Raw genomic sequence first — 26,200 nt, 5'->3', positions numbered from 1 at the left:
CAGAATGGCGGCGGACGATGACGGGCTCTCATGAAAGCTGATTTCTACGAAACGCTGGGCGTTCAGAAGGGCGCCGACGAAAAGGAACTGAAAAGCGCGTTCCGCAAGCTTGCCATGCAGTTCCATCCTGATCGCAATCCGGGCGACGACGCCTGCGAGCACAAGTTCAAGGAAATCAACGAAGCCTACGAGACGCTGAAAGACCCGCAGAAGCGGGCGGCATACGACCGTTTCGGCCACGCGGCGTTTGAACATGGCGGCATGAATGGCGGCCAGGGCTTCGCGCAAGGCGGCTTCGCCGACATCTTCGAAGACATATTCGGCGAGATGATGGGCGGCCGCCGTCGTTCGTCCGGCGGTCGCGAACGCGGCGCCGACCTTCGCTACAATATGGAAATCACGCTGGAGGAGGCCTTTGCGGGCAAAACGGCGCAGATCCGCGTGCCGGCATCGATTTCGTGCACGGAGTGCTCCGGTTCCGGCGCGAAGCCGGGCACCCAGCCCGTCACCTGCTCGATGTGCCAGGGCCATGGCAAGGTGCGCGCCAGCCAGGGCTTCTTCTCGGTCGAGCGCACCTGTCCGCAGTGCCAGGGCCGTGGCCAGACGATCAAGGACCCCTGCCCGAAATGCGCTGGCCAGGGCCGCGTGACCGAGGAGCGGTCGCTTTCGGTCAATATTCCCGCCGGCATCGAGGACGGCACCCGCATCCGCCTCGCCAATGAGGGTGAGGCGGGACTGCGCGGCGGACCCTCCGGCGATCTCTACATATTCCTGGCGGTCAAACCGCACGAATTCTTCCAGCGCGACGGCGCCGATCTTTATTGCAAGGTGCCGATCTCGATGACGACCGCGGCCCTAGGCGGCTCCTTCGAGGTGGCAACGCTGGATGGCACCCAGACCCGCGTGAAAGTGCCGGAAGGCACGCAGAACGGCCGGCAGTTCCGTCTCAAGGGCAAGGGCATGCCTATATTGCGGCAACCGCAGATCGGTGACCTCTACATCCAGACGGCAGTGGAAACCCCTCAGAGCCTGACGCGACGCCAGCGCGAACTTCTGGAGGAGTTCGAACAACTGTCGTCAAAGGAAAATTCACCGCAATCCAGCGGCTTCTTCTCGCGGATGAAGGACTTCTTCGAGTCGTTCGGCGAACGTTGACAACGACAAAAATTGTCTTGGTAACGACATTTTCTGGGTGCGCCTGTCTTGCTCCCTTGTGCGTAGCTGATAAGTACCCCTGGGGAGCGCATGAGGAGAGCTTGCATGGCACGGCCCGGATTGAGGAAGGCGTTCGCCGAGAAATTCGACGACGAGCTGAAGTTCTTCAAAGGCTGGATCGACAGGCCGAAGGCGGTCGGTTCGATCGTGCCGACCAGTTCCGTCACCGCCCGCAAGATGGCCTCGGTCATCAATCCCAATTCGGGATTGCCGGTGCTCGAGGTCGGGCCGGGAACCGGCGTCATCACACGGGCGATCCTGGCGCGCGGAATCAAGCCGCATGATCTCTACGCCGTCGAATATTCGGACGATTTCGTCCGCCACCTGCGCCGCAGCTATCCTGGGGTCAACGTCATCGAAGGCGATGCGTTCAATCTCTCCGCCGCGCTGGGCGACCACAAGGATCGCACCTTCGATTCCGTCATTTCAGGCGTGCCGCTGCTGAATTTCCCTGTCGAGCAGCGCATCCGCTATCTGGAAAGCCTGCTCGACCGGATTCCAGCCGGCCGGCCGGTCGTCCAACTCACCTACGGTCCGATGTCGCCGATTCCGGCTGGCAAGGGCGACTATACGGTGAAGCATTTCGACTTCATCATCCGCAACATCCCGCCGACCCAGCTTTGGGTCTACCGCCGCGGCGAGCCCGCCTGACGACGACCAGCCTGGGAACTGCATCCGGGCGTTGAAGTGCGCAGGGTTTTGCCTGTAGCGTCTCCGCAAAAGGAATGCTCATGGCCCTCATCCCAAAAATCCTGGTCTTCGCCGGTTCGATCCGGACGGGCGCCTACAGCGGCAAGACCGCCGATGTGGCGTACAGGACGCTGGCGCTGCAGGGTGCGGAAGTGACCCGCATCTCGCTCGGCGATTATCCGTTGCCTATCTTCGATCAGGATCTCGAGAAGGAAAAAGGCATTCCCGAAAATGCCCTGCTTCTGTCGCAGCAAATCGCCGCGCATGACGGGGTGCTGATCGCGACGCCCGAATACAACGGCTCGACCTCGCCGCTGCTCCTCAACGCGCTCGCCTGGCTGAGCCGGGTGCGCCATGACGGCAAATGGAGCGCCCTGCAGGGCAAGCCGGCAGGCCTGTGCTCATCCTCCAGCGGCGACATGGCAGGCATTCGCGCCATCAACCATCTGCGCGCCATCCTGGTGCGCTGCCGGATGGAGGTGGTGATGGCGGAGTGCTCCGTGCCGGATGGGGGCAGCGCCTTCGATGCGGACGGCGATTTCGTCCACGAAAGGCTGGACAAGGCGATGCAGGCGCTGTGTCACGACCTGATGTCGGCGGCCCGGCATCTTTCGGTGAGGATCGAGCCGTGATCGGGGTCTACCTGACGCATCCGCAGGTCGAGATCGACGCGTCCGTTCCGGTACCGCAGTGGGGTCTTTCGGCGGTCGGTGCCGCGCGCGTCGAGGCGCTGCTGGCAAGACAATGGATATCCAGGATCGGCCGCGTGGTTTCGAGCGACGAGCGCAAGGCGATCGAAACGGCCCGACCGATCGCCGAGACGGCGGGATGCGCACTGTCGATCGAACACGACATGGGCGAGAACGACCGATCCTCGACAGGCTTCCTCGAACCCTCGGCTTTCGAGAAAGCCGCGGATGCCTTCTTTCTTCATCCTGAGATGAGCTGGAACGGCTGGGAGCGCGCTGCCGATGCCTCGGCGCGGATTCGCGGCGCCGTGGAGCGGGTGCTTCAGACCCATCCCGGCGACATCCCCATTCTTTTCGTCGGCCATGGCGCCGTGGGAACGCTGCTGAAATGTCACTTGGCAGGGCAGCCGATCGCGCGGAGCGAGGACCAGCCGGCCGGCGGCGGAAATCTCTTTGCCTTCCGGCTGCGGGATCGCGCCCTGCTGTGCGGCTGGACGGCGATGGAAGAGTATCCCGGCTTTTCGACATCCTAGTGTCTGCGATGTTTGCAGGAACTCGACATCGAGGACACAGCCCCTATTGCGTGCGGCCGCTGGCCTGTTGACGCCGCCGGCACCGGCCAATAGCACAGGCTGATTGCCCGGTCGCAGACAAGGAGAATGGCATGCCCAAAGGATACTGGATCGCTCGCATCGATGTGCATACGCCGGAGCGCTACAAGGATTATATCGATGCCGCGACGCCGGCATTTCAGCGGTTCGGGGCCAAGTTCCTTGCGCGCGGTGGCGCTGCCGAAGCGGCGGAGGGGGCCGGTCGCAGCCGCAATGTCATCATCGAGTTCGAATCCCTCGCGGTCGCACGCGACTGCTACCATTCGCCCGAGTACCAGAAGGCGGCGGCTATCCGCCAGAAGATTGCCGAAGGCGAGATCGTGCTGGTTGAGGGCGCCTGACCGGATTCAGGCCCACAGTTCGCAATCGGGAAAATCCGCGGCATTGGCCGCCCGGTTTGTTTACGAAATTCGGCTATGAGGGCGTCGGCGTTGCAGGGAGCCGACGATGACGAGCCGTGAGGACAGGGCCGGACTTTACGACCATTCGACGGGCCGGATCGGCAGGGCCGCCCGCCTGTTGCGCGAGCGTGGCGTGCTGGAGCCGTTCCGCCTGGTGCGCAAGCATGGCCTGGCGGAAAGCGCGCGCTTCATTTCGCGCAACGTTCGTCACCTGATCGCCGACCGGCTGGCGCGCAAATGGGACCGCGACCACAATGTCGATACGGCCGGCTCCATCCAACTCGCCATGCTCGATGTCGTCGGCCCCAATCGCGACAAGGGCAATGAGTGCGTCTGCACCTCGCCCAAATCCTTCGACTTCATCATGAAGAGCCTGCCGTCCGATCTCGGCGGCACCACCTTCATCGATATCGGCTCCGGCAAGTCGCGCACGCTGCTGCTGGCCTCGCACTATCCGTTCAGCAAAATCGTCGGCGTCGAATTCGCGCGTGAACTGGTGGAGATCGCCCAGCGAAACCTGCGCAGCTACAAAAATCCCCGCAAGGTCTGCGATACGCTGTCGGTGGTGCAGGCGGATGCCGCCGCCTATGAGTTCCCCGACACGCCGCTGCTCGTCTATTTCTACAACCCGTTCTCCAAGGACGTTTTCGATGTGGTCATCGCCAACCTCGTCGCCTCGCTGAAGGCCAAGCCGCGCAGATGCTTCGTCGTCTATGGAAGCTCCAGCCACAGCGCCATCGACTGGGCGCGTCCGGCAATCCGCGCGACAGGCGTGTTCGAAGAACTTCCCGTACCGCCAATGCCAAGCTTCCTCGATGCGGTGCGGGTCATCGATTATGCGGTCTTCCGCCTCGATGAGAAAAAGCTCGCCCGCGCGGGCTGAGGCTACATGAACCGGAACGGTATGCCTGAGATCAGCGCGCGCACGTAACGCGGTCTCTGATAGAGGCCGTTCAGCGAAACCCGAGGCAGCGCCGTCGGGCGCTGGGTGAGGGTTTCAGCAGTCAGAACGCCAGGCTGCGTGGTCACGGCGACGGCAAAGCCAACCTGAGCGGCCGCCTCGAACTCCCGCTCGCCTGCCGCGGCGGCAAAGCCGTAGGGATAGGCGAAGCCTTGCGGCGCGCGTCCGACATAGGCTTCGACCGCTGTCGCCGAACCAGCCATTTCCTCGGCAAGCCGTTTTTCACCGACGCGCCGCAGATTGACGTGGGTCAGCGTATGCGCGCCGAAGCGGACGAGCGGGTCGCCGGAGAGATCGCGCAAGGCGCGTTCATCCATGGTCAGCTGGTCGACGATAGCCAGCGGATCGATCAGGCAGGAACGCGCCACGGCATCGAGGCGCGCCACCGCCAGATCCTCATCCGCCGTCTGCACGAACCGGCTGATGCGGTCGAAGGCAGCCAGCTTCTGGCCGTGACTGCGAGTGGACATCGTCTCGCGTCCGTTACCGAAGTCGAACTCGAACGCCGATTTCTTGCGGGTCAACGCTTTGGCGGTTTCCCACCACATGGAAGACGTCCGCTCGACGAAGCCGCGCGTAATGAAGATGGTGTAAGGCACGCCATGACTGCGAAAGACCGGCGCCGCGTGTTCAGCATTGTTGCGATAGCCGTCATCCAGCGTGAAGCAGACGAAACGCCTGGTATCATTCGGATCGGCCAGAAGCTTCGGCAAGTCCTCGAGGGCGACCGGCGTCAGGCCGCTTTCGGCACAGATCCGTATTGCCTGGTCAAGAAATTCAGGCGTGACTGAAAGCAAGGCGTTCGGATCGTAGCGGCCTTCGCGCGCCGGCCTTACATGATGCAGGGTGAAGATCAGCCCCCGCCCCGCCGCCGCCGGCCACAGCGCGCCGGCGCGCGAGAGCGCGACCGCTTCGAGGCCGGTGCGGATGACGGCGTGCTTGAGCAGGCGCTTGGCTGTATTCTTCAACGGCATGACGGGCCTTCAGACCGGATCAGCGCAGGATGCGGCGCGTCAGCACGCGCCACGCGGTGAGCGGAATGTCCATCAGGCCGGGCAAAGGATCGCGGCCTGCAAACGTCGCCCACGCGCGGACCGAGCCAAACGAACGCAGATAGTCGCCGACTTTCAGCGTGCCGCGGGCATTGAGCCTCACAGCCGCCACCATGTCGCGCACCATATACATCCAGGCAGTGCCGAGCCTCGCGACCGCCGTTGCCGGCTGCCTGTCATTGGCTTTTTCCCAAAGCATCGAGCCGAGATCCATTCCCGCCGCCGAGGCGAGGCCGAACCAGGACCACGGACGCGGATTGACGTCGAGGAGCTTGAGCGACCCGTCGCGCGGATCGCGCTTGAACTCGATTTCGACCAGGCCGTGATGCTGGATCGAACCGAGGAGAAGGCGCGCCGCCTCGACCAGCTCCGGCTCCTCGACCACCTCGACGAAAGTGCTGGTGTAGCCGAAATCGACCGGATACTGGCGGCTGCGGCGCGCGGTGAATTCCGCCACCGGGCGGCCCTCATACCAGAGCGCTGCATAAGAGAACTGGCTTTCGCCGCCACCGGGGATCAACTGCTGCACGACGACATTGCCGATGCCGATCTGCTCCACCGCATCGCGGTAGGCGGCGAGAAAGGCTTGGCGGTCGTCGGCGCGCACCACCTTGGCGCGGGAAAAGCGGTTGTCGCCGCCGCCCATGTTCGGCTTCAGCACCACGGGAAACCGGATATCGCCCCGCTCTGCCTCCTCAACCGAGGCAAATTCATAGGTGGCGGGGATGCCGATACCAAGTTCGGTGGCGCGCCGATAAAGCAGCGGCTTCTCGCATACCCATTGCAACTGCTCCCATTGCGGCAGCATCACCCGGTAGGCTGAGGAAAGCGCCTCCCCCGATTGCGACGCGACCCGCACTTCGGCGTCGCCGCCGGGAATGAGCAGAGCGCCGGAAAGCCGACGATCGGCGGCGAGACCGAGAAGGAAAGGTATGGCGTCCGGACTGTCGGGGCCGGCCCATTCGGCCTTGCTGCCGACATAGCGCGACCAGCCGGGCAAAGGCGTGTCGTTGCTGACAAGGACGACCGGCACGCCGCGGGAGCCGAGGCTGCGCGCCAGCGCCAGCGTTCCATGGGCGCCGCCGAGGATGACAACGGCCGGCGGAGAAGCGGTTCGGGCCGGGGCCTCGCCGATGTCCGATCTGGGCTTGATGTCAGCTGGCATCTTCGGCTCCGGCAATCGGCGCTCATCGAAAGTAAGGTGCGCCATGGCAGGCCGATTGAATTGATCCGCAGCAGCTTAAGCCACAGCGGGTTAACAAACTGCTTTTGCAGCAATGATCTAGAGTATGGAATAGGGCAGAACCGAACGCCTGTCGTGGTCAACTGCCAGCTTGCGCTTCAGCGGCGGTATAGCCCTTTGCTGGCAGGTCGCGCGCTCGCAGATACGGCACGATATACCAATCGGATCGAACGTGGCGCGGTTGGTCATGTCCAGCCCGTCGGCATAGACGAAGGCATCCGCGTAGGTCACTTCGCAGCCCAGTGCAATGGCATAGCGCCGCACCGGCGCCTTGAAGCCGCCGCTGGTCTTGATGACCTCGGTCGCGACGCTGAGATAGCGCGCGCCATCCGGCGTTTCAGCCAACTGCCGAATGATGCGGCCGGGCGTCTCGAACGCCTGATGGACGTTCCACAAGGGGCAGGCGCCGCCGAAGCGGGCGAACTGCAGCTTTGCCGCGCTGTGGCGTTTGGTGATGTTGCCGGCCCTGTCTATGCGGGCGAAGAACACAGGCACACCCTTGACGCCGGGGCGTTGCAAGGTGCTCAGCCGATGCGCCACCTGCTCGAGGCTGGCGCCGAAGCGCAGGGCCAGCAGATCGAGGTCGTGACGGAGCAAGCGAGCCGCATCCAAGAATGCCTGGTAGGGCAGAAGAAGCGCCCCGGCGAAGTAGTTGTAGAGCCCGATCTTGCAGATCTCCGCCGCCTCAGCGCTGCGGAAGTCCGCCTTGTCGACAATCGTCGCAACCTGTCTGGCCGTCTCCATCTCGGCGATCTGGAAGGCGATCTGGAAGCTGCGCGTCGCAGCCGGAAGGAAAGGGTTGAGATGAAGTACGCGTGACCCGGAATCGTAACGGCGGATGAAGTCGCCTTCGGGATCGCCCGCTGGTGCGACGCGGATGCCGTGCCGCGTCTCCAGATAAGCGCCCAGCGCAGCAGCCGTGTCGGCGCCGGTCAGACCAACATCCGCCGCCATCCGTTCGGCCGCCACGTCAAGATCGTGCACGTAGTTATCGACGAAATGAAAGAAGTCACGGACCTCCTCGTAGGAAGTCGGCTCGGCAATGGTGGCGGCGCGGCCGAGCGTATCGTCCAGGCTTGCCAATTGTTCGCCGCTGCGGCGGTAGGCCTGGTGGCAGTCGATCAGGGCACGGGCGATGGCGGGGGCGTTCTGTGTCACCAGCTTCAGTTCCTGCAGGCCGATGGCGCTGTTTTCGAACAACGGATCCGACAGGGCCTCCGACAGCGCCGAGAGCATACGGTCGTTGTCGCCCTGCGAGATGGCCGCGATATCGACCTGGAACTTTTCCGCCAACGCCAGCAGGACAGCAGCCGAAACGGGACGCTGGTTGTTCTCGATCTGGTTGAGATAGCTCGTCGAAATGCCCAAACGCTCGGCAAAAACCGCCTGGGTCGCCTTTCGCGCGTCCCGCAGTTCCCGGATGCGCCGGCCGATGAAAAGCTTGGGTAGTGCCATTCGCAAATTAGCAATTTGCAGTTCTAAATTTTGTATACTACGCTTTTGGACCTTTTCAATCGTTTTCTCCATCCGCTCTTCCCGCTAGTGCGCCTGATGACCGGCATCACAAGGATGGGAAGACATGACCCTTTTCAACGCTATCGTCGCCACCGACCGGGCTGGCGCCCAGCGCGTCGCGATCGACGCGGCCGCAGTTGTCGCGGCTTCGCTCCTGCTCGCGCTTTCAGCGAAAATTTCCGTGCCCTTCTATCCAGTGCCGCTGACCATGCAGACATTCGTGGTCATTGGCCTCGGCCTTGCGCTGGGACCCTGGCGCGCTCTGGCAGCGGTGCTGCTCTATCTGGCTGAAGGCGCCGCCGGCTTTCCCGTCTTTGCCGGAACGCCGGCCAAAGGCATCAGCCTCGCCTACATGATGGGCCCGACGGGCGGTTACCTTCTCGGCTACATACCCGCCGTTATGATCGGCGGCTGGCTGGCGAAAAAGGGCTGGGACCGCAACCCGTTGCGCGCCATGGCCGCCGCATCGGTCTGCGGCGCCGTCATCTACGTGCCCGGATTGCTGTGGCTGGGCACGGTCATCGGCTTCGACAAGCCGGTTCTGCAGTTCGGCCTCTATCCCTTCATCTTCGGCGACATCATCAAGGCGATGCTGGCGGCGATCGCGTTCCCCGCGGCATGGGCGGCACTCGAGGGCAAGGCAGGCCGCTGATGCGCACCGTTCTCGAACAACTGGACAGCCGGCGCGCCGAAGCGCGGCTGGGCGGCGGGCAAAAGCGCATCGACGCCCAGCACGCCAAGGGCAAGCTGACGGCGCGCGAGCGCCTTGACGTGCTTCTCGACGAGGGATCGTTCGAGGAGTTCGACATGTATGTCACCCATCGCGCCACCGATTTCGGCATGGCGAGCCAGAAGGTTGCCGGCGACGGCGTGGTGACCGGCTGGGGCACGATCAACGGCCGCCTCGTCTATGTCTTCTCGCAGGATTTCACCGTGCTCGGCGGCTCGCTATCGGAGACTCATTCACAGAAGATCTGCAAGATCATGGACATGGCGGTGCGCAATGGCGCTCCGGTCATCGGTCTCAACGACAGCGGTGGCGCCCGTATCCAGGAGGGCGTCGCGTCGCTTGCTGGCTACGCGGATGTGTTCAAGCGCAACGTGGACGCGAGCGGAGTCATCCCGCAAATCTCCGTCATCATGGGGCCATGCGCCGGTGGCGCGGTCTATTCACCGGCGATGACCGATTTCATCTTCATGGTGCGTGACTCCTCCTACATGTTCGTCACTGGGCCGGATGTGGTGAAGACCGTCACCAACGAGATCGTCACGGCGGAGGAACTTGGGGGCGCGCGCACCCATACGCAGAAATCGTCCGTTGCGGACGGCGCCTTCGACAATGATGTCGAGGCGCTGGAAGCCATGCGCCGCCTGTTCGACTTCCTGCCGCTGAACAATCGCGACAAGCCTCCCGTCCGCCCCTTCCACGACGACCCTTCCCGGCTGGAGATGCGGCTGGATACGCTGATCCCGGACAGCGCCAACAAGCCCTACGACATGAGGGAACTGATCCTTGCGGTCGCCGATGAAGGCGACTTCTTCGAAATCCAGGAGGCCTATGCCCGGAATATCCTGACCGGTTTCATGCGCATCGAGGGCCAGACCGTCGGTGTCGTCGCCAACCAGCCCATGGTGCTCGCGGGTTGCCTCGACATCGATTCCTCGCGCAAGGCAGCGCGCTTCGTGCGCTTCTGCGATGCGTTCTCAATCCCGATCCTGACGCTGGTCGACGTTCCCGGTTTCCTGCCGGGTACGGCGCAGGAATATGGCGGCGTCATCAAGCACGGCGCCAAGCTGCTGTTCGCCTACAGCCAGGCGACCGTGCCGATGGTGACGCTGATCACCCGCAAGGCCTATGGCGGCGCCTATGACGTAATGGCCTCCAAGCATATCGGCGCGGACGTGAACTATGCCTGGCCGACCGCCGAGATCGCGGTCATGGGGGCGAAGGGCGCGACGGAAATCCTCTATCGCTCGGAACTGGGCGACAAGGACCGGATCGCGGCGCGGGCAAAGGAATACGAGGTGAACTTCGCCAATCCATTCAAGGCGGCGGAGCGCGGCTTCATCGACGAGGTGATCATGCCGCATTCCTCGCGCAAACGGATCGCCCGCGCCTTCGCAGCGCTGCGCGGCAAGACGCTCGATGCGCCGTGGAAGAAACACGACACGATGCCGTTGTGAGGCCTGACATGTTCAAGAAAATCCTTATCGCCAATCGCGGCGAGATCGCCTGCCGCGTCATCAAGACGGCGCGCAGGCTCGGCATTGCCACCGCCGCCGTCTATTCCGATGCCGACCGCGACGCCCTGCATGTGCGGCTGGCCGACGAGGCGGTGCATATCGGCCCCGCGCCCTCCAGCCAGTCCTACATTGTCATCGGCAAGATTCTCGACGCCATCGAGGCGACGGGCGCCGACGCGGTGCATCCGGGCTATGGCTTCCTGTCCGAGAACGCCAATTTCGCCGAGGCGCTCAAGGCGGCCAACGTCGCCTTCATCGGTCCCCCGCCTGTGGCCATCGAAGCGATGGGCGACAAGATCACCTCGAAGAAGATCGCGGCGGCGGCCGGGGTCTCGACCGTTCCCGGCCATATGGGTCTGATCGAGGACGCCAACGAGGCGGTTCGTATTTCGGGCTCGATCGGCTACCCGGTGATGATCAAGGCATCAGCCGGCGGCGGCGGCAAGGGCATGCGCATCGCCTGGAACGACCAGGAAGCCCGCGAAGGGTTCCAGTCGTCCCGCAACGAGGCGCGCTCCTCCTTCGGTGACGAGCGCATCTTCATCGAAAAGTTCGTGACGCAGCCGCGCCATATCGAGATCCAGGTGCTTGGCGACCAGCACGGCAATCTCGTCTATCTCGGCGAGCGCGAATGCTCGATCCAGCGCCGCAACCAGAAGGTGATCGAGGAAGCCCCCTCGCCATTCCTCGATGCGGCAACCCGCAAGGCGATGGGCGAGCAGGCGGTGGCGCTTGCCAAGGCGGTCGGCTATTTCTCCGCCGGCACGGTCGAGTTCATCGTCGATGGCGATCGCAATTTCTACTTCCTCGAAATGAACACCCGCCTGCAGGTCGAGCACCCGGTGACCGAGCTGATCACGGGCATCGACCTCGTCGAGGAGATGATCCGCGTGGCGGCGGGAGAGCCCCTACGCTTCGGCCAGGACGACATGAAACTCTCCGGCTGGGCGCTGGAGAGCCGTCTTTATGCCGAGGACCCCTACCGCAACTTCCTGCCATCCATCGGGCGGCTCAGGCGCTACCGGCCGCCGGTCGAAGGCCGACGCGAGGACGGCACGGTGATCCGCAACGACACCGGCGTTTTCGAAGGCGGCGAAATCTCGATGTACTACGATCCGATGATCGCCAAGCTGTGCAGCTGGGCGCCGGACCGCGCCGGCGCGGTTGCCGCGATGGCGCGGGCGCTGGACGATTTCGAGGTCGAGGGCGTCGGCCACAATTTGCCCTTCCTCTCTGCGGTCATGGGCAATCCCCGGTTTCAGGAAGGCCGGCTGACGACGGCCTTCATCGCCGAGGAATTCCCGGACGGATTCTCAGGCGTGGCAGCCAATGAAGATCAGGCGCGGATGCTGGCGGCGGTCGCGGCCTTCATTCATCTGCGCCTGCAGAAGCGCAGCGCACTCATTTCCGGCGCGCTGGCCAACCATCCCCGCACGCTCGGCACTGATTGGGTGGCGGCGGTAGCCGGCTACACATTTGCGCTGCGGACAAATGGGAGCGATCAGCAGGCCGATCTGACCTTCGACGATGGTACGATGCTTGCCGTGCACAGCACTTGGCAGCCGGGGACCTCTCACGCGATTTTCGATGTCGGCGGCGAACAGATAAGTGTGAAAACGGAGAGCGCCGGCTCCGGCATCAGGCTGCGGTGGCGCGGCATCGATACCACCGCCATCGTTCGGGCACCGCGGGTCGCCGAACTTGCCGGGCTGATGCCGGTGAAAGCGCCGCCCGACACATCGAGGCTGCTTCTTTGCCCAATGCCCGGCATCGTTACCGCCATCATGGTCGGCGAAGGCGATGCGGTCGAACCGGGACAGGCGCTGGCCACCGTCGAAGCGATGAAGATGGAAAACGTGCTGCGCGCAGAGCGCAGGGGAACGATCGGCAAGATCGCGGTCGAGGCCGGCGCCAGCTTGGCCGTCGACGAGTTGATCCTGGAATTCGCATAGGTGTCGTCATGACCGAACCGCTCGATGCCTGGCGCTCCTCAGCAAACAAGGAATTGCAGGCCGACCCTGAAACGCTGGTTTGGCAGACGCCGGAAGGCATCGACGTCAAGCCGCTCTATACGGGTGAAGACGTTGCCGGTGTCGATCATCTTGGCTCTTTGCCGGGATTCGCGCCCTTTGTCCGCGGGCCGCGCGCCACCATGTATGCCGGGCGGCCATGGACGATCCGCCAATATGCCGGCTTTTCGACGGCAGAAAAATCCAACGCCTTCTATCGCAAGGCGCTGGCGGCGGGCCAGAAGGGCCTGTCGGTGGCCTTCGATCTCGCCACCCATCGCGGTTATGACAGCGACCATCCTCGCGTCGAGGGCGATGTCGGCAAGGCCGGCGTCGCCATCGATTCCGTCGAGGACATGAAGATCCTGTTCGACGGCATTCCGCTGGACGAGATGTCGGTTTCCATGACCATGAACGGCGCCGTGATTCCGATCCTGGCCAGCTTCATTGTCGCTGGCGAGGAACAGGGCGTGCCGCGCGCCAAGCTCTCGGGCACGATCCAGAACGACATCCTCAAAGAGTTCATGGTGCGCAACACCTATATCTATCCGCCCGAACCCTCGATGCGGATCGTCGCCGACATCATCGAATACACGGCGACGGAGATGCCAAAGTTCAACTCCATCTCGATCTCCGGCTATCACATGCAGGAGGCCGGAGCGACGCTGGTTCAGGAGCTTGCCTTCACGCTTGCCGACGGACGCGAATATGTGCGCGCGGCGCTGAAAAAGGGGCTCAATGTCGATGCCTTCGCCGGGCGGCTTTCCTTCTTCTTCGCCGTCGGCATGAACTTCTTCATGGAAGCTGCGAAGCTGCGGGCGGCAAGGCTCCTGTGGACTCGCATCATGGAAGAGTTTGAGCCGAAGAAGGCGTCCTCGCTGATGCTGCGGACACACTGCCAGACATCCGGCGTGTCGCTGCAGGAGCAGGACCCGTACAACAACATCGTGCGCACGGCCTATGAGGCGCTTGCCGCCGCACTTGGCGGCACGCAGTCGCTGCACACCAATTCCTTTGACGAGGCGATCGCGCTGCCGACGGAATTCTCCGCCCGCATCGCGCGCAATACGCAGCTCATCCTGCAGCATGAGACAGGCGTGACCAGGGTCGTCGATCCGCTGGCCGGCTCCTACTATGTCGAGTCGCTCACCGCCGAGCTTGCCGCGAAAGCCTGGGCCCTCATCGAGGAGGTCGAGGCCATGGGCGGCATGACCAAGGCGGTCGAGAGCGGGCTGCCGAAACGGCTGATCGAAGAGGCGGCGACCCGGCGTCAGGCCGCGGTTGACAAAGGCGAGGACATCATCGTCGGCGTCAACAAATACCGGCTCGAGCAGGAAGACGCGATCGACATACTGGAGATCGACAACAGCGCGGTGCGCAGTGCGCAAGTCGCCCGCATCCGGCAGACAAAGGCCCGGCGCGATGCCGGACAGGTCGAGGCTACACTCGCCGAACTGGAGAGGGTTGCCCGCGAGGGGACCGGCAATATTCTGGGGTCGGCCGTCGAGGCGGCGCGCGCGCGCGCCACCGTCGGCGAAATATCCGAGGCGCTGCGGCGCGCGTTCGGCGACCATGCCGCGATACCGCAAGTGGTGAAGAATGTTCATAGGGCCTCTTACGCGAACGAGCCCGAATACGAGACGCTGACGGCACGCATCGATGCGATCTCTCGCACATTGGGCGAGACGCCGAAGATCATGGTGGCGAAGCTCGGCCAGGACGGTCATGACCGCGGTGCCAAGATCATCTCTTCGGCTTTCGGCGACCTCGGCTTCGAGGTCGTGGCCGGACCTCTGTTCCAGACGCCAGAAGAAGCGGCGGCCATGGCGGTGGAGGCCGAGGTGCGGGTTCTCGGTGTTTCGTCGCTTGCGGCGGGTCACAAGACATTGCTGCCGCAACTTGTGACGGCGCTGGAATCGCGGAACGCCGGGCATATCATCGTCGTCTGCGGCGGCGTCGTGCCGCGCCAGGATTACCAGTACCTGTTCGACCACGGCGTCGCCGCCGTCTTCGGTCCCGGCACCAATGTGCTCGACGCGGCCCGCGCCGTTCTCGATTTGCTGGAAGGTAAGCGCCGCAACGACTGACCCAACGCCCAACCAAGGTTGACAGGGCTGAAGCCGTAGGCCAGTCTCAGGTCTCACCAGGGGAGTCCCGACAAGGGGCTGAGATACTGCTGGCCCAGATATTGGGCAGCGCAGTGACCCGTTGAACCTGATCCAGTTCACACTGGCGTAGGGACGGTGCGAGGTTTCGCGGGTCGGCTTATCATGGCTCGGCATTCGGCAAACAGCCGAATTCCCTCGGCGAAGCGCCTCTTCCTCCTCTCGGCACGAACTGGGTCTCCGTTGCATCGAGCAAGGAGGCTCACAATGACCGCATCCACCCTTACCGTTACCACCGGGTCCCTGCCGGCATCGCGCAAGGTATTCAAACCCGGCGTATTGCATCCGCAAGTGCGGGTGCCGATGCGCGAAATCGCGGTGCATCCGACGGCCGGCGAGCCGCCGGTGACGGTTTACGACTCCTCGGGCCCGTACACTGACGCCAATGTCAGAATCGACATCGACGGCGGCCTGCCGCGCCTGCGCGAAACCTGGGTTGCCGCGCGCGGCAACGTCGAGCGCTATGAAGGCCGCACCGTCCGGCCAGAGGACAACGGCAATGTCGCGGCGGATCGGCTGACGCCGGAATTCCCCGTGCGGCACCGGCCCTTCCGCGCCGTGGGCGGCAAGGCCGTCACCCAGATGGCCTATGCGCGCGCCGGCATCGTCACGCCGGAGATGGAATTCGTGGCCATTCGCGAAAACATCGGCCGCGAGAAGCTGCGCAATGCGCTGGAGCGCGACGGCGAGGATTTCGGCGCGGAAATCCCCGATTTCGTCACGCCGGAATTCGTCCGCGACGAGATCGCCCGCGGGCGCGCCATCATCCCTTCCAACATCAATCATCCGGAATGCGAACCGATGGTCATCGGCCGCAACTTCCTGGTCAAGATCAACGCCAATATCGGCAATTCCGCTGTCACCTCCTCTATGGCCGAGGAGGTCGAGAAGATGGTGTGGGCGATCCGCTGGGGCGCCGACACGGTGATGGACCTTTCGACCGGCCGCAACATCCACAACATACGCGACTGGATCGTCCGCAATGCGCCGGTGCCGATCGGCACGGTGCCGATCTACCAGGCACTGGAAAAGGTGGGCGGTGTCGCCGAAGCGCTGAACTGGGAGGTGTTTCGCGATACGCTGATCGAACAGGCCGAGCAGGGCGTCGATTATTTCACCATCCATGCCGGCGTCCGGCTCGCCTACATTCCGCTCACCGTCAACCGCGTCACCGGCATCGTCAGCCGAGGCGGCTCGATCATGGCCAAGTGGTGCCTGCATCACCACAAGGAGAGCTTCCTCTACGAACACTTCGATGAAATCTGCGACATCGCCCGGGCCTATGACGTGTCGTTCTCGCTGGGCGATGGCCTGCGCCCCGGCTCGATCGCCGACGCCAATGACGCCGCGCAGTTCGCCGAACTCGAAACGTTGGGCGAACTGACCAAGATCGCCTGGGCGAAGGACTGCCAGGTGATGATCGAAGGCCCCGGCCACGTGCCGATGCACAAGATCAAGGTGAACATGGACAAGCAGCTGGCCGTCTGCGGCGAGGCGCCGTTCTATACGCTCGGGCCGCTCACGACCGACATCGCACCGGGCTACGATCACATCACCTCGGGGATCGGCGCGGCGATGATCGGCTGGTTCGGCACGGCGATGCTCTGCTACGTCACGCCGAAGGAGCATCTCGGCCTGCCGAACCGCGACGACGTCAAGACCGGCGTCATCACCTACAAGATCGCGGCGCACGCCGCGGACCTGGCCAAGGGTCATCCAGCCGCCAAGCTCAGGGACGACGCCCTTTCCCGCGCGCGGTTCGAGTTCCGCTGGGAAGACCAGTTCAACCTGTCGCTCGACCCGGAAACGGCGCGCGCCCTGCATGACGAGACGCTGCCCAAGGAAGCGCACAAGGTGGCGCATTTCTGCTCGATGTGCGGGCCGAAATTCTGCTCCATGCGCATCTCGCACGATATCCGCGCCGAGGCGCAGAAAGAGGGCATGACGGCCATGGCGGAGAAGTACCGGCAAGGCGGCGATCTCTACATGCCCGTGGAAGACGTGGAGCCGGCGCTGCCGTGAATGTGCTGATCAAGGGTGCCGGCGTGGCGGGGCTGACGCTGGCGCATGAACTGGTCTCGCGCGGAATGTCGGTAACGGTGCGCGAGACGCGTGAAACCATTGCCGGCAACGCGTCCTGGCAGGCCGGCGGCATGCTGGCGCCCTGGTGCGAACGCGCCAGCGCCGAGCCGCCGGTGCTCGAGCTCGGGCGAGCCGCCGCCGACTGGTGGGATGCCGCCCTGCCCGGTCATGTCAGGCGCAACGGCACACTGGTTGTGACGCAAAGGAGGGACATGGCCGAACTGGAGCGCTTTTCCGGGCGGACAACAGGCCATGTCCCCGTCGATGCCACGGAGATCGAAACGCTTGAGCCGGATCTGGCAGGCCGATTTCCGCGCGGCCTTTTCTTTGCCGGCGAAGCGCATCTCGACCCGCGCCGCGCTCTGCTGGCGCTGGCGGCGAAACTGGCGGGCGACGGCGTGCCATTTGTCTTTGGTGACGATGCCCGCGCGGGCCTCCTGCCCGGGGCAGGAGCGGACGTGCAGGCCGACTGCACTGGCACGGCAAGCGGCCATGCCGAACTGCGCAGCGTCCGCGGCGAAATGCTGATCCTGCGAACGCCGGAGCTTCGGCTGTCGCGGCCGGTGCGGCTCCTGCATCCGCGTTTCCCGCTCTACATCGTGCCGCGAGAAGATCACCACTTCATGGTCGGCGCGACGATGATCGAAAGCAGCGCCACGGGGCCGATCACCGCGCGCTCGACGATGGAACTGCTGAATGCCGCCTATGCGCTGCATCCAGCCTTCGGCGAGGCGGAGATCGTCGAGACGGGCGTCGGCCTGCGTCCCGCCTTCCCGGACAATCTTCCGCGGGTGGAATGGACTGGCGGGGTTCTCAGCATCAATGGGCTGTATCGCCACGGCTTCCTGCTGGCGCCGGCCATGGCCCAAAAAGCCGCCGACCTGCTGGAAGGTCAGAAGGAAAGGAGACGCAGCGCATGAAGCTGATCGTCAACGGTGAAAGCCTGGATGTCGACGCCGAGACCCTGGCCGCGCTGATGCAGGCGCTGGACTATCAGGGAAGCTGGCTCGCCACGGCGGTGAACGGCGAGGTTGTGCCCGCGCGGGACCGAGGCCGATGTACCCTCGCGGAAGGCGACCGCGTCGAAATCCTGTCGCCGATGAAGGGAGGCTGATCCATGCTGGAACTTTACGGACAACACCTTTCTTCGCGCCTGCTGCTCGGCACCTCGCAATATCCCTCGCCGGCTATCATGGCGGAGTCCATCGAGACGTCCGGCACGGAAATCGTCACCGTGTCGCTGCGGCGTGAGACGGCGGGCGGCAAGGACGGCGGGCAGTTCTGGTCGCTGATCCGTTCGCTCGGCGTCAAGGTCCTGCCCAACACCGCCGGCTGTCATTCCGCCAAGGAGGCGGTGACCACCGCCCACATGGCGCGTGAGGTCTTCGGCACCGACTGGATCAAGCTGGAAGTGATCGGCAATCACGATACGTTGCAGCCGGACGTGTTCGGGCTGGTGGAGGCCGCCGGCATCCTCAGCCGCGAAGGCTTCAAGGTCTTCCCCTACACGACCGACGATCTGGTGGTCGCCGAGCGGCTGCTCGATGCCGGCTGCGAGGTCCTGATGCCGTGGTGCGCGCCGATCGGTTCCGCGCGCGGCCCGCAACACCTGGATGCGCTGCGCAGTCTGCGCGCGCATTTTCCCGACACGCCGCTGATTGTCGATGCCGGAATCGGCCGGCCCTCGCACGCGGCAAGCGTGATGGAGCTGGGCTACGATGCGGTGCTCCTGAACACGGCGGTCGCCCAGGCCGGCGACCCGGTCCAGATGGCGGCGGCCTTTGCCCAAGCCATCGAAGCCGGCCACCGCGCCTTCCTCGCCGGGCCGCTGGAACCGCGCGACATGGCCGTGCCCTCGACGCCGGTGATCGGCCAGGCGGTGTTCACGTGAAACTCGACCCGTTCTACCTGATCGTCGACAGCGCGGCGTGGATCGAGCGGCTGGCGCCGCTCGGTGTCAGGCTAGCGCAGCTGCGCATCAAGGAGATGGACGAGGCGGGACTGCGCCGGGAAATCCGCGCGGCCAAAACGATCTGTTCGCACCATGACTGCCAACTGATCGTCAACGATTTCTGGCAGTTGGCTATCGAGGAGGGCTGCGATTTCGTCCATCTCGGCCAGGAGGATCTCGCCGCCGCCGACCTCGACGCCATCCGCGCTGCCGGCATGAGGCTGGGGCTGAGCACACATGACCATGCCGAGCTGGAAACCGCCCTTGCCTGTAAGCCGGACTATGTCGCGCTGGGGCCGGTCTACCCCACCATCCTGAAAAAGATGAAGTGGGAACCGCAGGGCCTGGAGCGCATCGGCAGATGGAAGAAGCTTGTCGGTACGACGCCGCTGGTCGCCATTGGCGGGCTGAACCCCGAGAGGCTGCCCGGTGTTTTCGCGCAAGGCGCGGACAGCGCGGCGGTGGTGACCGACATCACCCGCAAAGCCGATCCCGAGGGCCGCACGCGCGAATGGATCGCGGCGACGGCGCCATGGCGATGACGAAGCATGTGCTGATCGTCGCCGGTTCGGACGCCAGCGGCGGTGCGGGCATTGCGCGCGATATCGAGACCGTTTCGGCTTTCGGATTGCGCGCCTGCCTCGCCGTCACGGCGATCACGGTGCAGACGCATCGGGAAGTCGGCGCAGTCGAACTTGTGCAGCCCGATCTCGTCGCCGCGCAGATGCGCGCGGCGCTCGAGGCCAATGAAGTGGCCGCGATCAAGCTCGGCATGCTCGGCACCGCGGCAATCATCGATGCGGTCACGGCGGTTCTGGACGATCACCCGACGCTTGCAGTGGTGCTGGACCCGGTTCTGGCGACTACTTCGGGCAGACTTCTGCTCGACGCGACAGGACGCACGGCGCTAAAAGGCCAACTTCTGCCGCTTTGCCGGCTGGTGACGCCGAACCTGCCAGAGCTTGCCCTTCTGACGCAAAGCGAGCCGGCAGGGAACGAGGCCGAGACTATCCATCAGGCTGGCCTGCTGGTCGATCAAGGCGCTCGCGCGGTGTTGGTCAAGGGCGGGCATGGAACGGGTGACACGTCGACCGATATTTTGGTGGAGCGAGGCATTTCGCCAGTCAGCTTCGATGCACCCAGGATCGACGCCGAAATGCGCGGCACCGGCTGCATGCTCGCCAGCGCGATTGCCGCGAACATAGCGCTGGGGAGATCGCTGGAGGAAAGCGTAAGCCGGTCGAAGGCCTATGTCCTCGACCGGCTCACAGAGCAAATATCCGCCCGGCAGACCGCCTAGTTGGCGAGCGCGGCCTTGACCGCCGCCACCGCATCGCCGCCGTCGAAAGTGGTGACGCCGGCGAGCCACGGCGTGACCGCATCCGGGTTGGCCTTGAGCCAATCCTTCGCCACGTCGCCAGGGTTGCCGCCCTTGATGACTGCATCCATCATCACGTTCTCCATCGGCAGGGTGAACTTGACGTTCTTGATGAAGGCGCCGACATTCGGGCATTCGGCCGCATAGCCCTTGCGGGTGTTGGTGAACACCTTGGCTTCGCCGAAGCCTGAAGCCTCCATGCCGCCGAGATATTTGATCTTCATTCCGCCCATAACCGGGTGCGGCGTCCAGCCGAGGAACACGACCCAGTCCTTGGCCTTCATGGTCTGCTCGGCCTCCGTCAGCATTCCGGCTTCGGAGGATTCCACGAGCTCGAAGCCCTCGAGCCCATTCTTCGGATCGTCGATCAGATTCTGGATGTTCTTGTTGCCGGCCGCGCCCGCCTCGATGCCGTAAATCTTGGCGTTGAACTTGTCCTTGAACTTGCCAAGATCTTTAATGTCCTTGACGCCTTCAGCCTGAACATAGTCGGGAACCACGAGGCCGAAGCCCGCGCCTTCCAAATTCTGGCCGACCACGTCGAATGCGCCCTCGTCCGCATAGGGCTTGATCGCCTCGGTCTGCGAGGGCATCCAGTTGCCGAGGAAGACGTCCATATCCTTGTCCTTCAGCGCGGCGAAGGTCACCGGTACGGTCAGCTGGGTGATTTCCGGCTCGTAACCGAGCGCTTCCAGAACGGCTGCCGTGGTGGCGGTCGTCACCTGGATGTCGGTCCAGCCGACGTCCGACAGCCTGACCTTCTTGCAGCTTTCGGCATCCGCCGCCATCGCCTGGCCGGCCGCCAGCGCCATCACCAATCCAAATCCTGCGGCACGCATTCCCATCTTGTTCATGTGACTGCTCCTGTTCCCTGTTGTTGTTCGTTCATTCGCCGCGGGGAAAGCGTTGGCTTTCCTCCAGCACGTTCAAATCCATGTGGTTGCGCATGTAGCGTTCCGAGGCCTTCTGCAAAGGCTGGTAGTCCCATGGGTAGTAGGCGCCGTTGCGCAACGCTTCATAGACGACGCGGCGGCGGGCCTGGCTTTCGCGCACGGCGGCGTCATAGCTTGCGAGATCCCAGCGGGCGCGCGCTTTCGCTGTCAGAGTGGCCAATGCCCCCTGATGCGCGGGGTTGGCGGCAAGGTTGGCGAGCTCATGCGGATCGGCCTCGATATCGAACAGCATCGGCGGGTCCCGGTCACATAACACAAGCTTGTGGCGGCCCTCGCGCAGGCACACCAGCGGCGCTTGCGACCCTTCCGCCGCGTATTCCATCGGCACCGGGCCCCGCCGACCGGTTCCTGCCGCCAACGGCGCGAGGTCCTCGCCATCAATCCATGGCGCCAGACCGCCGATGTCGAGGCCGGCGAGGCCGGCCAGAGTCGGCAGCACGTCGAGCGTCGAGACGGGTGCGTCGAGCCGCTTCGGCGACCAGCCGGGCGCGGCGATCATCAGCGGCACGCGCGCCGAACTCTCGAAGAAGCTCATCTTGAACCAGAGGCCGCGCTCACCCAGCATGTCGCCGTGGTCGGAGACGAACAGCACGATTGTGTCCTCGGCCATGCGCCCGCGCTCCAGCACCTCGAGTATCTCGCCGATCTTCTCGTCGATGTAGGAGATGCTGGCGAAATAGCCGCGGCGGGCGCGGCGCACATCGTCCGGCGTGATGGCGAAAGCGGTGTGGTCGCAGGCGTCGAGCAGGCGCTGCGAATGCAAATCGTGATCTTCATAGGCAATAGGACCAATCTCGGGATCCAGCGCCGGGCAATCCTGGTAGAGATCCCAATATTTGCGGCGGGCGACGTAAGGATCGTGCGGATGGGTGAAGCTGACAGTCAGGCACCAGGGGCGCTCGTCATGGCCCCGGGCAAGATCGTAGAGCTTGCGCGTGGCGTGATAGGCGACCTCGTCGTCATACTCCATCTGGTTGGTGATTTCGGCGACGCCGGCCCCGGTCACCGAGCCTAGATTATGATACCACCAGTCGATGCGCTCGCCGGGCTTGGCATAGTCCGGCGTCCAGCCGAAGTCGGCGGGGTAGATGTCGGTGGTCAGCCGCTCCTCGAAACCATGGAGCTGATCGGGCCCGACGAAATGCATTTTTCCGCAAAGGGTTGTTGCGTAGCCAGCAGCGCGCAGGTGATGCGCATAGGTCGGGATATCGGAGGCGAACTCGGCGGCGTTGTCATAGACGCGCGTACGCTGCGGCAATTGCCCGGACATGAACGATGCCCGCGCCGGGGCGCAGAGCGGGCTTGCCGTATAGGTGTTGGCAAAGCGTACCGAACGTGCCGCAAGCGACTTCAGATTGGGCGCGTGAAGGAAATCGGCCGGCCCATCGGGAAACAGCGTTCCGTTGAGCTGGTCCACCATCAGGATGAGGATGTTCGGCTGCGCCATTCCAAACTCACTCGCCAGCGGATGCGTCGCCGGGCGAAGCCGGACGCTCCGTTGGCGAGATGTCATTAAGAAATCTGGCCATCGCGCTGTAAACGGGTTATTTTCCAATGGTTCCCATAAGGAAATTTTATATTCATGCGAAAACTGGACGCCGGATGGATGCGTATTCTCGCCGAGACGGTGCGGCGCGGCAGCTTCTCGTCGGCCGCCGGCGCCCTCGGGCTGTCGCAGCCGGGGGTCAGTTACCAGATCAAGCGGCTGGAAGAGCAGGCCGGCTTTGCCGTGCTGAACCGGCACCGCCATGGCGTTGAACTCACCGCGAAGGGGCGGCGGCTTTACGAAATCGCCGAGCGCGCGGTGACCGATATCGATGCGCTGATGCGTGAATACGAAGCCATGGCGGAACGGCCGTCGCTGCGCCTGCACACGGACTACGCCTTCTCTTCGCTGTGGCTGATCCCGAAAATGCACGCTTTCCGCCTGCTCTATCCCGAAATCGACATCCAGATCGTCGCAACGCAGAGGCTGAGGCAGGAAGATGTGGGAGAGAGCGACATCGCCATTCCGTTCGGCGAACAGGGCAGTTTCGACGCCAATGCCTCGATCCTTCTGCGGGAAGAGGTCGTGCCTGTCTGCACCCTGGACTATCTCGACCGGAACGATCTCCTGGCCGATCCGAAGATGCTGGCGCGGGCGCGCCTCATCCATCTGGATGCGCTGGCGCCGGCGCCGTGGTTCGACTGGAACCGCTATTTCGACGGGCTCGGGCTGGCGCGCGAGCCGGCGGGTCATGAAGGGGACATCAGCTTCAACACCTATTCGCTGGTCACCCAGGCAGCGAGCGAAAACCAGGGCGTCGCGCTGGGCTGGATGGGCCTGATCGACGGGCTGCTGCGGTCGCGTGTGCTGGTGAAAGCCGGGCCGGCATTGCAGGCGCCGCACCGCGGCTACTGGCTGGTGCCGCCGCGTTCGCCCGACAAGCAAAGCGAACGTCTCGTTTCCTGGCTGCAGAGCGAAGCCGGCAAATGAACAACCATCATCTGCCGGCTTTCGGCCCCCTCTTCTCGTGCTTATGATGACCAGGAACCCGTGAAAGACAGAAGCGTTCTTCAACTATGAGCGATTCAGCCAATCGAACGACAGGCACGAGCGACATCTCCTCTTTCATCCGCATGTTGCAACGCCGGGATAACTTATCGAAGGAAGACATCGCCCTCATCGAGAGGCTGCCGATGCGAAAGGTGCGATTCAGGTCCGATGAGGATATTGTCGCGGAGGGTTCGCGCCCGCAGGAAAGCTGCCTGATGCTGCATGGGCTGGCGGCGCGCAGCCAGTCTGTCAGCGGTGGCGGACGCCAGATCACCGCTCTCCATATCTCCGGCGATTTCGTCGATCTTCACGCCTATCTTCTCAAGACCATGGACCACAGCGTGGTCGCGATGGGCCCCTGCGAAGTTTCCTTCGTACCTCATACGGCGATCCGATCGGTGACGGAGCAAAGCCATCATCTCGGTCGGCTCTTCTGGCTGTCGACGGTGATCGACGGCGCCATCCAACGCACCTGGATCACTTGCCTGGGCCGGCGGTCGGTCGAACAGCAGATCGCCCATCTGTTCTGCGAACTCTATCGAAGGTTCGAAGCCGCGGGGGCAGCGACGGACTTCCGGTTCGAATTGCCGTTGACACAGGCGCAGTTGGCGGATGTGCTCGGACTTTCGATCGTGCATGTGAACAAGAAGCTGCAGCAGCTCAAGAACACGGGACTGGTCGAGTGGAAGAACCCGACTGTGCGCCTTCCTGATTTCGATCGCCTTGCGTCGCTGGCTGAGTTCGATCCGACCTATCTCAGCCTCAGGAATGAGCCGCGGTAGTCAGTCGGACCTGGTCGATAGCCATAGGGAGTAAACGCGATGAACGTTGCAAACCTGCAGATCGAGGGGCTTTTGATGGCGATGGCGGCCATCAACAATGCCCTGGTTCACAAAGGGCTTCTCACCATCGATGAAATCGAGCTGGCGCTTGCCAGAACCGAATCGTCGCTGACCGGCGACGAGCGCTTTTGCGAGGATATGTCGCCGGCCAATCGGGACGCCGTCTGTTTTCCCGTTCGCCTCCTGCGCCTTGCCAACACGTCTCAGGGAGAGGTCGGCGTCATGTCGTTCTCGGAATTGACACGAGCCGTGGGCGAAACGAAGCAGGCCTACAACGACCAGCGCTGAAGGGATTGCAACAGGCAGGTCTCCAGCATCCGGACCGTGCGTAGGCGGACCGGCTGGATTCGCCACCGCAGGTCCGTTCAAGTCCCATTGTCTTTTCGCACTGCAAAAAGAACCTTGCATCTCAACGAAACCGCGATAGCTTCCTTCCGCGACGTAACCGGCGCGCCTTGTGCCGTATGACGGACTTCAGTCCGCTATCGTGGGCGAGCCAGCCGGCGATGCGTGCAATGTCAGCAACCGCTTCCATTGGACAACGGCTTCAGGTTTGGACGACATGAACCTTGCTGAACCTGAAAGCGGTCTCTCCGACCGCATTTACGAAGCGGCCTTTGTGCCTGAGCTGTGGCCCGACGTACTGGAGTCGCTGTGCGACCTTTCGAATTCCGCCTCCGGTTCGTTCATCGTCTTCGAGGATCGCACCTCGCCGAAATTCGTCGCCACCGATAGAATCCGGCCGGTGCTGGAAACATTCGACGCCAACGATGGCTGGCAGAACAGCTCCGAGGTGAAGTTGCTGTTTTCGATGATGCCGCCGGCCGCGTTCATCTATGACCGGGACTACTTTCCGTCGGAAGCGATCGAGGGCAACCGTGCCCGGCTCGACCTCACCGAACCGCTTGGCATAGGCGGCCAGGTCGGTTCCTTCATCGCAATGCCGACGGGGGAAATCGTGCTGTTCTCGATGGATCGCTGGCAGGCTACCGACAGGCCATCCGAGCACGAGCTCCTGCAACTGAACCGCATGCGGCCGCATCTGGCCCGCGCCGGCTTGATTGCCGCGCGCCTGCGGCTGCAACGGATGCAGACTGCCGTCTCGACGCTTCAACTGCTCGGCCTGCCGGCGGCAGTTCTCACATCGAACGGCCGCGTGCTCGTCTCGAATGAATTGCTGGAGATGCAGACCGCGATCTTTTCTCCAACTGCTTTCGAGGGCATGGCGATCGCCGACAAGAACGCCAATGCGCTGTTCCAGGCCGCGGTGCGCAGCGGTCCCAACGGCCCCCCCGTCAGGTCCATTGCCATACCGGCTGATGAAGGCCGGCCCGCTTGCGTTCTCCATGTTCTGCCGCTCTACCGCTTCGCGCGGGATATTTTTGGAAGCGCCGACGTCATTGTCGCGCTCACCATGGTCGATGCCGGCGGCTCGCCGCCGTCGACCGGCATCCTGGCAACGCTTTTCGATCTGTCGCCCGCCGAAGCAAGGCTGGCGACCTCGCTTGCCACGGGCGCATCGCTGCAGGCCGCTGCGACCGTGAGCAAAGTCACGGCCAAGACGGCAAGAACGTATCTTGAACGGATATTCGCAAAGACCGGCACACACCGGCAGAGCGAGCTCATCAGCCTGTTGAAGAATATATCTCCTTTTTCCTGAGGT

At 63.6% G+C, this 26,200-nt stretch carries 25 protein-coding genes and 1 riboswitch; of the genes, 20 read left to right on the top strand and 5 right to left on the bottom strand.

Annotated features, from left to right (window positions below; all coding sequences use genetic code 11):
- Positions 1 to 30: 30 nt before the first annotated feature.
- From dnaJ to ASD44_RS15280, 6 genes are all read left to right on the top strand, one after another.
- Positions 31 to 1,155 (top strand): molecular chaperone DnaJ, encoded by a 1,125-nt coding sequence (dnaJ, locus tag ASD44_RS15305; protein WP_056113766.1) that lies wholly within the window; start codon positions 31 to 33, stop codon positions 1,153 to 1,155.
- Between the two features lie 105 nt (positions 1,156 to 1,260).
- Positions 1,261 to 1,866, top strand: a complete 606-nt coding sequence (pmtA, locus tag ASD44_RS15300; RefSeq protein WP_056113763.1) for a phospholipid N-methyltransferase PmtA — start codon at positions 1,261 to 1,263, stop codon at positions 1,864 to 1,866.
- Positions 1,867 to 1,946: 80 nt separating this feature from the next.
- Positions 1,947 to 2,537 carry an NAD(P)H-dependent oxidoreductase gene (locus ASD44_RS15295; RefSeq protein WP_056116305.1) on the top strand — a complete coding sequence of 197 codons (591 nt, stop codon included), beginning with the start codon at positions 1,947 to 1,949 and terminating at the stop codon, positions 2,535 to 2,537.
- A complete protein-coding gene (locus tag ASD44_RS15290; protein WP_056113760.1) occupies positions 2,534 to 3,127 on the top strand; it encodes a histidine phosphatase family protein in 594 nt (197 codons plus the stop codon). Before ASD44_RS15295 ends, ASD44_RS15290 begins: the two co-directional genes overlap by 4 nt.
- Before the next feature lie 131 nt (positions 3,128 to 3,258).
- On the top strand, positions 3,259 to 3,546 hold the full coding sequence (locus tag ASD44_RS15285; RefSeq protein ID WP_056113757.1) for a DUF1330 domain-containing protein: 288 nt from the start codon (positions 3,259 to 3,261) through the stop codon (positions 3,544 to 3,546).
- Between the two features lie 106 nt (positions 3,547 to 3,652).
- Positions 3,653 to 4,489: a class I SAM-dependent methyltransferase gene (locus ASD44_RS15280; RefSeq protein ID WP_056113755.1), complete on the top strand. Its 837-nt coding sequence runs from the start codon at positions 3,653 to 3,655 to the stop codon at positions 4,487 to 4,489.
- 2 nt (positions 4,490 to 4,491) lie between these two features.
- On the opposite strand, the gene ASD44_RS18435 is transcribed toward ASD44_RS15280, so the two are convergent.
- From ASD44_RS18435 to ASD44_RS15265, 3 genes are all read right to left on the bottom strand, one after another.
- A complete protein-coding gene (locus ASD44_RS18435; protein ID WP_056113752.1) occupies positions 4,492 to 5,541 on the bottom strand; it encodes a polysaccharide deacetylase family protein in 1,050 nt (349 codons plus the stop codon).
- Between the two features lie 19 nt (positions 5,542 to 5,560).
- The gene (locus ASD44_RS18430; RefSeq protein ID WP_056116304.1) at positions 5,561 to 6,784 is read right to left on the bottom strand and encodes an ATP-grasp domain-containing protein; all 1,224 of its coding nucleotides are present in this window, start codon (positions 6,782 to 6,784) and stop codon (positions 5,561 to 5,563) included.
- Between the two features lie 117 nt (positions 6,785 to 6,901).
- The gene (locus ASD44_RS15265) at positions 6,902 to 8,317 is read right to left on the bottom strand and encodes a helix-turn-helix transcriptional regulator (RefSeq protein ID WP_056113750.1); all 1,416 of its coding nucleotides are present in this window, start codon (positions 8,315 to 8,317) and stop codon (positions 6,902 to 6,904) included.
- 124 nt (positions 8,318 to 8,441) lie between these two features.
- Here ASD44_RS15265 and ASD44_RS15260 point away from each other — a divergent pair, with 124 nt between their 5' ends.
- From ASD44_RS15260 to ASD44_RS15215, 10 genes are all read left to right on the top strand, one after another.
- Entirely contained in the window at positions 8,442 to 9,029 is a 588-nt protein-coding gene (locus ASD44_RS15260; protein ID WP_056113747.1) for a biotin transporter BioY, read from the top strand.
- Positions 9,029 to 10,561, top strand: coding sequence for an acyl-CoA carboxylase subunit beta (locus tag ASD44_RS15255; RefSeq protein ID WP_056113744.1), 1,533 nt, complete (start codon positions 9,029 to 9,031; stop codon positions 10,559 to 10,561). Before ASD44_RS15260 ends, ASD44_RS15255 begins: the two co-directional genes overlap by 1 nt.
- A gap of 8 nt (positions 10,562 to 10,569) precedes the next feature.
- Positions 10,570 to 12,573 carry an acetyl/propionyl/methylcrotonyl-CoA carboxylase subunit alpha gene (locus ASD44_RS15250; RefSeq protein WP_056113741.1) on the top strand — a complete coding sequence of 668 codons (2,004 nt, stop codon included), beginning with the start codon at positions 10,570 to 10,572 and terminating at the stop codon, positions 12,571 to 12,573.
- Positions 12,574 to 12,581: 8 nt separating this feature from the next.
- Positions 12,582 to 14,717, top strand: coding sequence for a methylmalonyl-CoA mutase (scpA, locus tag ASD44_RS15245; RefSeq protein ID WP_056113737.1), 2,136 nt, complete (start codon positions 12,582 to 12,584; stop codon positions 14,715 to 14,717).
- Positions 14,718 to 14,765: 48 nt separating this feature from the next.
- Positions 14,766 to 14,889: riboswitch (TPP riboswitch) on the top strand.
- A 113-nt stretch (positions 14,890 to 15,002) separates the two neighbouring features.
- Complete coding sequence (thiC, locus tag ASD44_RS15240; protein WP_056113734.1) at positions 15,003 to 16,817, top strand: phosphomethylpyrimidine synthase ThiC; 1,815 nt, start codon at positions 15,003 to 15,005, stop codon at positions 16,815 to 16,817.
- Positions 16,814 to 17,797 carry a glycine oxidase ThiO gene (thiO, locus tag ASD44_RS15235; RefSeq protein WP_056113732.1) on the top strand — a complete coding sequence of 328 codons (984 nt, stop codon included), beginning with the start codon at positions 16,814 to 16,816 and terminating at the stop codon, positions 17,795 to 17,797. The genes thiC and thiO overlap by 4 nt, the downstream gene beginning before the upstream one ends.
- On the top strand, positions 17,794 to 17,991 hold the full coding sequence (gene thiS / locus ASD44_RS15230) for a sulfur carrier protein ThiS (protein ID WP_056113729.1): 198 nt from the start codon (positions 17,794 to 17,796) through the stop codon (positions 17,989 to 17,991). Before thiO ends, thiS begins: the two co-directional genes overlap by 4 nt.
- A gap of 3 nt (positions 17,992 to 17,994) precedes the next feature.
- Entirely contained in the window at positions 17,995 to 18,768 is a 774-nt protein-coding gene (locus tag ASD44_RS15225) for a thiazole synthase (protein ID WP_056113726.1), read from the top strand.
- The gene (locus ASD44_RS15220) at positions 18,765 to 19,370 is read left to right on the top strand and encodes a thiamine phosphate synthase (RefSeq protein ID WP_056113723.1); all 606 of its coding nucleotides are present in this window, start codon (positions 18,765 to 18,767) and stop codon (positions 19,368 to 19,370) included. Before ASD44_RS15225 ends, ASD44_RS15220 begins: the two co-directional genes overlap by 4 nt.
- Positions 19,340 to 20,128 (top strand): hydroxymethylpyrimidine/phosphomethylpyrimidine kinase, encoded by a 789-nt coding sequence (locus tag ASD44_RS15215; RefSeq protein ID WP_244478782.1) that lies wholly within the window; start codon positions 19,340 to 19,342, stop codon positions 20,126 to 20,128. The genes ASD44_RS15220 and ASD44_RS15215 overlap by 31 nt, the downstream gene beginning before the upstream one ends.
- On the opposite strand, the gene choX is transcribed toward ASD44_RS15215, so the two are convergent.
- The gene (gene choX, locus ASD44_RS15210) at positions 20,125 to 21,060 is read right to left on the bottom strand and encodes a choline ABC transporter substrate-binding protein (protein WP_056113720.1); all 936 of its coding nucleotides are present in this window, start codon (positions 21,058 to 21,060) and stop codon (positions 20,125 to 20,127) included. The genes ASD44_RS15215 and choX overlap by 4 nt on opposite strands.
- Positions 21,061 to 21,091: 31 nt before the next feature.
- A complete protein-coding gene (betC, locus tag ASD44_RS15205; RefSeq protein ID WP_056113717.1) occupies positions 21,092 to 22,606 on the bottom strand; it encodes a choline-sulfatase in 1,515 nt (504 codons plus the stop codon).
- A gap of 135 nt (positions 22,607 to 22,741) precedes the next feature.
- Between betC and ASD44_RS15200 the strand changes: the two genes are divergently transcribed.
- From ASD44_RS15200 to ASD44_RS15185, 4 genes are all read left to right on the top strand, one after another.
- A complete protein-coding gene (locus ASD44_RS15200) occupies positions 22,742 to 23,635 on the top strand; it encodes a LysR substrate-binding domain-containing protein (RefSeq protein ID WP_244478781.1) in 894 nt (297 codons plus the stop codon).
- Positions 23,636 to 23,838: 203 nt separating this feature from the next.
- Positions 23,839 to 24,477, top strand: a complete 639-nt coding sequence (locus ASD44_RS15195) for a Crp/Fnr family transcriptional regulator (RefSeq protein WP_244478780.1) — start codon at positions 23,839 to 23,841, stop codon at positions 24,475 to 24,477.
- Between the two features lie 39 nt (positions 24,478 to 24,516).
- A complete protein-coding gene (locus ASD44_RS15190; protein WP_056113710.1) occupies positions 24,517 to 24,825 on the top strand; it encodes a hypothetical protein in 309 nt (102 codons plus the stop codon).
- 274 nt (positions 24,826 to 25,099) lie between these two features.
- Positions 25,100 to 26,197 carry a helix-turn-helix transcriptional regulator gene (locus ASD44_RS15185; protein ID WP_056113707.1) on the top strand — a complete coding sequence of 366 codons (1,098 nt, stop codon included), beginning with the start codon at positions 25,100 to 25,102 and terminating at the stop codon, positions 26,195 to 26,197.
- Positions 26,198 to 26,200 lie beyond the last annotated feature (3 nt).

The sequence above is a fragment of the Mesorhizobium sp. Root554 genome, assembly GCF_001427025.1.
In the GTDB taxonomy this organism is placed as follows: Bacteria; Pseudomonadota; Alphaproteobacteria; order Rhizobiales; family Rhizobiaceae; genus Mesorhizobium.
The sequence above is the reverse complement of the archived record's forward strand: the minus strand, read 5'-3'. Positions and strand labels throughout refer to the sequence as shown.

Coding starts and splice junctions, on each gene's coding strand:
- dnaJ (WP_056113766.1), top strand. CDS start 31: ATGAAAGCTGATTTCTACGAAACGCTGGGCGTTCAGAAGGGCGCCGAC.
- pmtA (WP_056113763.1), top strand. CDS start 1,261: ATGGCACGGCCCGGATTGAGGAAGGCGTTCGCCGAGAAATTCGACGAC.
- ASD44_RS15295 (WP_056116305.1), top strand. CDS start 1,947: ATGGCCCTCATCCCAAAAATCCTGGTCTTCGCCGGTTCGATCCGGACG.
- ASD44_RS15285 (WP_056113757.1), top strand. CDS start 3,259: ATGCCCAAAGGATACTGGATCGCTCGCATCGATGTGCATACGCCGGAG.
- ASD44_RS15280 (WP_056113755.1), top strand. CDS start 3,653: ATGACGAGCCGTGAGGACAGGGCCGGACTTTACGACCATTCGACGGGC.
- ASD44_RS18435 (WP_056113752.1), bottom strand. CDS start 5,541: ATGCCGTTGAAGAATACAGCCAAGCGCCTGCTCAAGCACGCCGTCATC.
- ASD44_RS18430 (WP_056116304.1), bottom strand. CDS start 6,784: ATGCCAGCTGACATCAAGCCCAGATCGGACATCGGCGAGGCCCCGGCC.
- ASD44_RS15265 (WP_056113750.1), bottom strand. CDS start 8,317: ATGGCACTACCCAAGCTTTTCATCGGCCGGCGCATCCGGGAACTGCGG.
- ASD44_RS15260 (WP_056113747.1), top strand. CDS start 8,442: ATGACCCTTTTCAACGCTATCGTCGCCACCGACCGGGCTGGCGCCCAG.
- ASD44_RS15255 (WP_056113744.1), top strand. CDS start 9,029: ATGCGCACCGTTCTCGAACAACTGGACAGCCGGCGCGCCGAAGCGCGG.
- ASD44_RS15250 (WP_056113741.1), top strand. CDS start 10,570: ATGTTCAAGAAAATCCTTATCGCCAATCGCGGCGAGATCGCCTGCCGC.
- scpA (WP_056113737.1), top strand. CDS start 12,582: ATGACCGAACCGCTCGATGCCTGGCGCTCCTCAGCAAACAAGGAATTG.
- thiC (WP_056113734.1), top strand. CDS start 15,003: ATGACCGCATCCACCCTTACCGTTACCACCGGGTCCCTGCCGGCATCG.
- thiS (WP_056113729.1), top strand. CDS start 17,794: ATGAAGCTGATCGTCAACGGTGAAAGCCTGGATGTCGACGCCGAGACC.
- ASD44_RS15225 (WP_056113726.1), top strand. CDS start 17,995: ATGCTGGAACTTTACGGACAACACCTTTCTTCGCGCCTGCTGCTCGGC.
- ASD44_RS15215 (WP_244478782.1), top strand. CDS start 19,340: ATGGATCGCGGCGACGGCGCCATGGCGATGACGAAGCATGTGCTGATC.
- choX (WP_056113720.1), bottom strand. CDS start 21,060: ATGAACAAGATGGGAATGCGTGCCGCAGGATTTGGATTGGTGATGGCG.
- betC (WP_056113717.1), bottom strand. CDS start 22,606: ATGGCGCAGCCGAACATCCTCATCCTGATGGTGGACCAGCTCAACGGA.
- ASD44_RS15200 (WP_244478781.1), top strand. CDS start 22,742: ATGCGAAAACTGGACGCCGGATGGATGCGTATTCTCGCCGAGACGGTG.
- ASD44_RS15195 (WP_244478780.1), top strand. CDS start 23,839: ATGCGAAAGGTGCGATTCAGGTCCGATGAGGATATTGTCGCGGAGGGT.
- ASD44_RS15190 (WP_056113710.1), top strand. CDS start 24,517: ATGAACGTTGCAAACCTGCAGATCGAGGGGCTTTTGATGGCGATGGCG.
- ASD44_RS15185 (WP_056113707.1), top strand. CDS start 25,100: ATGAACCTTGCTGAACCTGAAAGCGGTCTCTCCGACCGCATTTACGAA.